Annotated in this window: 6 protein-coding genes; 5 read left to right on the plus strand and 1 reads right to left on the minus strand. The window is 68.0% G+C overall.

Annotated elements, in window-relative coordinates; translation table 11 throughout:
* The 4 genes from AB8K43_RS14640 to AB8K43_RS14655 form a co-directional block, all read left to right on the plus strand.
* Positions 1-78, plus strand: a 78-nt coding sequence (locus AB8K43_RS14640; RefSeq protein ID WP_370895002.1) for an integrase core domain-containing protein, incomplete at its 5' end; no start/stop codon positions are given.
* Positions 79-144: 66 nt separating this feature from the next.
* On the plus strand, positions 145-732 hold the full coding sequence (locus AB8K43_RS14645) for a YqgE/AlgH family protein (protein WP_370894956.1): 588 nt from the start codon (positions 145-147) through the stop codon (positions 730-732).
* 24 nt (positions 733-756) lie between these two features.
* Entirely contained in the window at positions 757-1,083 is a 327-nt protein-coding gene (locus AB8K43_RS14650) for a DUF3039 domain-containing protein (RefSeq protein WP_370894957.1), read from the plus strand.
* 17 nt (positions 1,084-1,100) lie between these two features.
* Positions 1,101-2,849 carry a DEAD/DEAH box helicase gene (locus AB8K43_RS14655; protein WP_370894958.1) on the plus strand — a complete coding sequence of 583 codons (1,749 nt, stop codon included), beginning with the start codon at positions 1,101-1,103 and terminating at the stop codon, positions 2,847-2,849.
* Positions 2,850-3,142: 293 nt separating this feature from the next.
* Here the strand turns inward: AB8K43_RS14655 and AB8K43_RS14660 are convergent, their stop codons facing one another.
* The gene (locus AB8K43_RS14660; protein WP_370894959.1) at positions 3,143-3,628 is read right to left on the minus strand and encodes an Lrp/AsnC family transcriptional regulator; all 486 of its coding nucleotides are present in this window, start codon (positions 3,626-3,628) and stop codon (positions 3,143-3,145) included.
* Between the two features lie 109 nt (positions 3,629-3,737).
* Between AB8K43_RS14660 and hppD the strand changes: the two genes are divergently transcribed.
* Positions 3,738-4,976: a 4-hydroxyphenylpyruvate dioxygenase gene (hppD, locus tag AB8K43_RS14665; RefSeq protein WP_370894960.1), complete on the plus strand. Its 1,239-nt coding sequence runs from the start codon at positions 3,738-3,740 to the stop codon at positions 4,974-4,976.
* Positions 4,977-5,052 lie beyond the last annotated feature (76 nt).

Here is a 5,052-nt window from a genome sequence, read left to right on the forward strand (position 1 = left end):
GCGCCATGGCTCGAGCACTACAACACTGAACGACGCCACAGCTCACTCGCAGGCCATCCACCCATCAGCCGCCTGTAACCAACGTGGTGGCCGGGTACAACTAGCCCCCTTCGCTCACCGCTCCCACGGTGGCACGATGGGAGGGTGAGCGATCCATCCGAGGAGTACGCCGACCCGCCAGAGTCTCTGGCCGGGCGGCTGCTCGTCGCGTCACCGGAACTCACCGAGGATGTCTTCTCCCGCAGCGTGGTGCTGATCTTGCAGCACGGTGCCGAAGGGGCCGAAGGGGTCGTTCTCAACAAGCCCATCGGTGCCTCCGTCGATAGCGTGCTGCCCGGTTGGCAAGAGGGGGCGAGCTCGCCGCAGCAGCTCTTCCAAGGTGGTCCCGTCGCGCTGGATTCGGCGGTCGGTCTCGCGGGCGTGCGGGGTCACCGCGATGTCGAGTTGGGCCTGAAGCGCCTCTTCGGATCGATCGCGGTCGTCGACCTCGACGCCCCCCAAGAGGTCGTCTGGCCGGAAATCTCGGGCCTGCGCGTCTTCGCCGGGTATTCGGGGTGGACCAAGGGCCAACTCGAGGGCGAACTGGCCCACGGGGCGTGGTACGTCGTCGACGCGCACGCCGAGGACGTCTTCGATCCCACCCCGGACACGCTCTGGCGCCGGGTCTTACGCCGCCAGGCCGCCCCGCTCGCGTGGCTGTCGACCTACCCGGCCGATCCCAGCCTCAACTAGAGGCGCCGTTTTAGACTGGTCGGCATGAGCGACCCGTTCCCGCCGCTGCAGCCCGTTACCGACCCCGGTTCCCCGTCGACCTCGACGGGCCTGCTGGAGCGGACCGAGACCGAGCGTCAGACGGTCGAGCCGGGCGACCACGAGCGCTTCGCGCACTACGTCCGCAAGGAAAAGATCGTCCAGAGCGCGGTCGATGGCACGCCCGTTATCGCGCTCTGCGGCAAGGTCTGGGTGCCGGGTCGCGACCCGAAGAAATTCCCGGTCTGCCCGATCTGCCAGGAGATTTACGACGGGTTGCGTGAGCCGCAAGACGGTGGGCGTGGCGATGGCGGGGGAGACCCCAAGAAGTGACCTAAGGTGGTGCGCCTATGAGTCAGGCCGCCGCCTCCCACCTCTCACCCGCCTTCCCCGAGCGGGCCGCTTGGGGTACCGCATCGAAACTGCGCGCCTGGCAGGCCGCGGCGCTTGAGCAGTACCTGGGGGGCGAGAGCGCCGACTTCCTCGCAGTGGCGACGCCGGGGGCCGGGAAGACGACCTACGCCCTGCGCGTCGCGACCGAGCTGATGGCGGAAGGCGTGATCGAGGCAGTCACCGTGGTGGCGCCGACCGAGCACCTCAAGACCCAGTGGGCCGATGCCGCAGGCCGGGTCGGGATCCACCTCGACCCCCGCTTTTCGAACACCGTCGGGGTCACCTCTTCGGACTACGACGGAGTCGCGGTCACCTATGCGCAGGTGGCGAGCCGGCCGTCGATCCACGCCGAACGCACCAAGGCCACGCGGACCCTCGTGATCCTCGATGAGATCCACCACGGCGGAGACAACAAATCGTGGGGCGACGCGATCCGCGAGGCATTCGAGTCCGCGACGCGGCGGCTGGCTCTCACCGGCACCCCCTTCCGCTCGGACACGAGCCCCATCCCCTTCGTCACCTACGCCGAGGGCGCGGACGGGATCCGTCGCAGCCGCGCCGACTACACCTACGGGTACGCAGAAGCGTTGCGCGACGGGGTGGTCCGCCCCGTCCTCTTCCTCGCCTACGGCGGCGGGATGCGCTGGCGGACCAAGGCCGGCGATGAGGTCGCGGCCCGCCTCGGTGAACCTATGACCAAGGACCTGACCGCCCAGGCCTGGCGTACCGCGCTGGATCCGAAGGGGGAGTGGGTCCCCTCGGTCCTCGTCGCCGCCGACAAGCGCCTGACCGAGGTCCGCCGCCACGTCGAGGACGCCGGCGGCCTCGTCATCGCGACCAACCAAACGCAGGCTCGCGCCTACGCCCGGATCCTGGAGGCGATCACCGGCGAGCCGACGACCGTCGTGCTCTCCGATGACTCGGGCTCCTCGGAGCGGATCGAAGAATTCGCCGCGGGCACGAGCCGGTGGATGGTCGCGGTGCGGATGGTCTCCGAAGGGGTCGACGTCCCGCGCCTGTGCGTGGGCGTCTACGCGACCTCGACATCGACGCCGCTCTTCTTCGCGCAGGCTGTCGGGCGCTTCGTCCGGGCGCGGCGGCGCGGGGAGACCGCTTCGGTCTTCCTGCCGAGCGTGCCGATCATCTTGCAGCACGCCGCGTCCATGGAGGTCGAGCGCGATCACGCCCTGGACCGGCCGAGCACCGACGAGGAGGCCCCGATGTGGGCCGCCGAGGAAGACCTGGTCGCTCGCGCGAACCAGTCCGAGGGCGCCTCGGATGAACTCACCGGTGGCTTCGAGGCGCTGGAGTCCGATGCCCACTTCGATCATGTCCTCTTCGACGCCCAGCAGTTCGGGTTGCACGCGGCGAGCGGTTCGGCCGATGAAGAGGATTATCTGGGCCTGCCCGGTCTGCTCGAGCCCGATCAGGTGCACGCCCTGCTGAGCGAGCGCCAGACCAAGCAGTCCAAGCGCACCGGGCGCCAGGGCCCGGCCCCGATCTCGGCGCACCGCGCGCTCGCGGCCCAGCGCAAGGAGCTCAACTCCCTGGTCTCGGCGTATTCGGCCAAGACCGGCAAGGCCCACGCGAAGGTCCACATGGACCTGCGCCGCTCGTGTGGGGGCCCGGAACTCGCCTCGGCGACCTCCGAGCAGGTCGCCGAGCGGATCGAGCGCATCCGGCGCTGGTTCGTCGGCCGCCGGTAGCCCCCTTCACGTCTCGGGAAGTTCCGGGATTCTCGTGGAGTTCCGCGGGATTCTGGGAGTTTCCGGGGACGGGGCGCTCGGGGCGCGCGGGTTGGTGGGCATGTCCCCCTTCGGGCCGTCTCGGGTAGTTCCGGGATTCTCGTGGAGTTCCGCGAGATTCTCGGAGTTTCCGGGGACGGGGCGCGCGGCTCGGCGGGCATGTCCCCCTTCCCGCCGTCTCGGGAAGTTCCGGGATTCTCGTGGAGTTCCGCGGGATTCTGGGAGTTTCCGGGGACGAGGACGAAGGGGGTGCCTCAGGCCGTGTCGACAGCCGCGTCGACGAGCGGCCCCGTCCGGTGCGGGAGATGGGTGACGAGCACCATCGAGGTGTTGGCCCGCAGCACTCGACCGTCCTCCATCATCGCGTCGATGACGCGCCCGAGGTCGGGGTTGTCGCGCGCGACGACCCGCACCACGAGGTCACCGATACCCGTGATGGAGTGGATCTCCAACACCTCCGGGATGGCGCTGAGGTGCGCGACGACCGAGGCGTGACCGCTTCGCTGACGAATCTCGAGCGTGCAAAACGCGGTCACCGGATACCCGAGCGCGTTCGGGTCGATCTGTGGGGCGAAGGAGCGGATCACGCCCCGCTCGGTGAGCCGATCCAGACGGGCCTGAACCGTCCCTCGCGCGACCGACAGGCGACGCGATGCCCCGAGCACCCCGATCTGCGGCTCGGCCGTGAACAGCGCGATGATGCGGGCGTCCAGCTCGTCGACCGGCGGGGATGTTGGCATGGTCACATTGTCGACACTGTCCGATCGTTTGGGCAAGACGCTACACAGAGTGCTTAGCGGGTGGGCGCAGCGTTGCGCACTGTGTGCGGCGCGCGTCACAGTGGCGCCCATGACCGACACGACAACGACGTCCGCCGGACGGATCGAACTGACCGATCAAGAGCGCGATGCAGGCCTGGACCGGGAGCAACTCGGACAACTCGTCGGCCTCGTCGACTACGACGCAAGCTCAGACCCCTTCCCCGTGACCGGCTGGGATGCCGTCGTCTTCATCGTCGGCAATGCGACCCAGGCCGCGCACTACTACCAGAGCGTCTGGGGCATGGAGCTCATCGCGTACTCCGGCCCCGAGCACGGGAACCGCGATCACAAGGCGTATGTGCTGAAGTCCGGTTCGATCAAATTCGTCGTGAAGGGGGCGGTCGACCCCGAGAGCACGATGGTCGCCCACCACGCCAAGCACGGCGATGGCGTCGTCGACATCGGCCTGGAGGTCCCGGATGTGGACCAGTGCATCGCGCAGGCGAAGAAGGCCGGCGCCACGGTGCTCGAGGAGCCGCACAACATCTCCGACGAGTTCGGCACGGTGCGTCTCGCCTCGATCGCGACCTATGGCGACACCCGCCACACTCTCGTGCAGCGGGTCGTCGACGGGGTGACCTACGCCGGTCCGCACGTGCCGGGCTACCACCCGGCGAAGAGCACCTTCGTCAAGCGCGACGGTGCGCCGAAGCGTCTTTTCCAGGCGCTGGACCACGTCGTCGGCAATGTCGAGCTCGGCAAGATGGACGAGTGGGTCGAGTTCTACAACAAGGTCATGGGCTTTGTGAACATGGCCGAGTTCATCGGTGATGACATCGCGACGGACTACTCGGCGCTGATGTCCAAGGTGGTCGCGAACGGTAACCACCGGGTGAAGTTCCCCTTGAACGAACCGGCGATCGCCAAGAAGCGCAGCCAGATCGATGAGTACCTCGACTTCTACAGTGGCCCCGGCGCTCAGCACCTCGCGCTGGCGACGAATGACATCTTGCGCACCGTCGACGAACTGCGTAAGGAAGGGGTGGAGTTCCTCGACACCCCGGACGCCTACTACGACGACCCGGAGCTGCGCGCCCGGATCGGTGTCGTCCGAGTGCCGATCGAGGAGCTGAAGTCCCGCAAGATCCTCGTCGACCGCGACGAAGACGGCTATCTGCTGCAGATCTTCACCAAGCCGCTGGGCGACCGGCCGACCGTCTTCTTCGAGATCATCGAACGGCACGGCTCGCTCGGCTTCGGCAAGGGCAACTTCAAGGCCCTCTTCGAATCGATCGAGCGCGAGCAGGACAAGCGCGGCAACCTCTGACCGACTCATACGACCCGGCCCGGCACCCGATCGTTCGGGGGCCGGGCCGGCTCGCGTTCGTGGGGTCAGTCCAGCG

The sequence above is a fragment of the Janibacter sp. GXQ6167 genome, assembly GCF_041365945.1.
In the GTDB taxonomy this organism is placed as follows: Bacteria; Actinomycetota; Actinomycetes; order Actinomycetales; family Dermatophilaceae; genus JBGFSK01.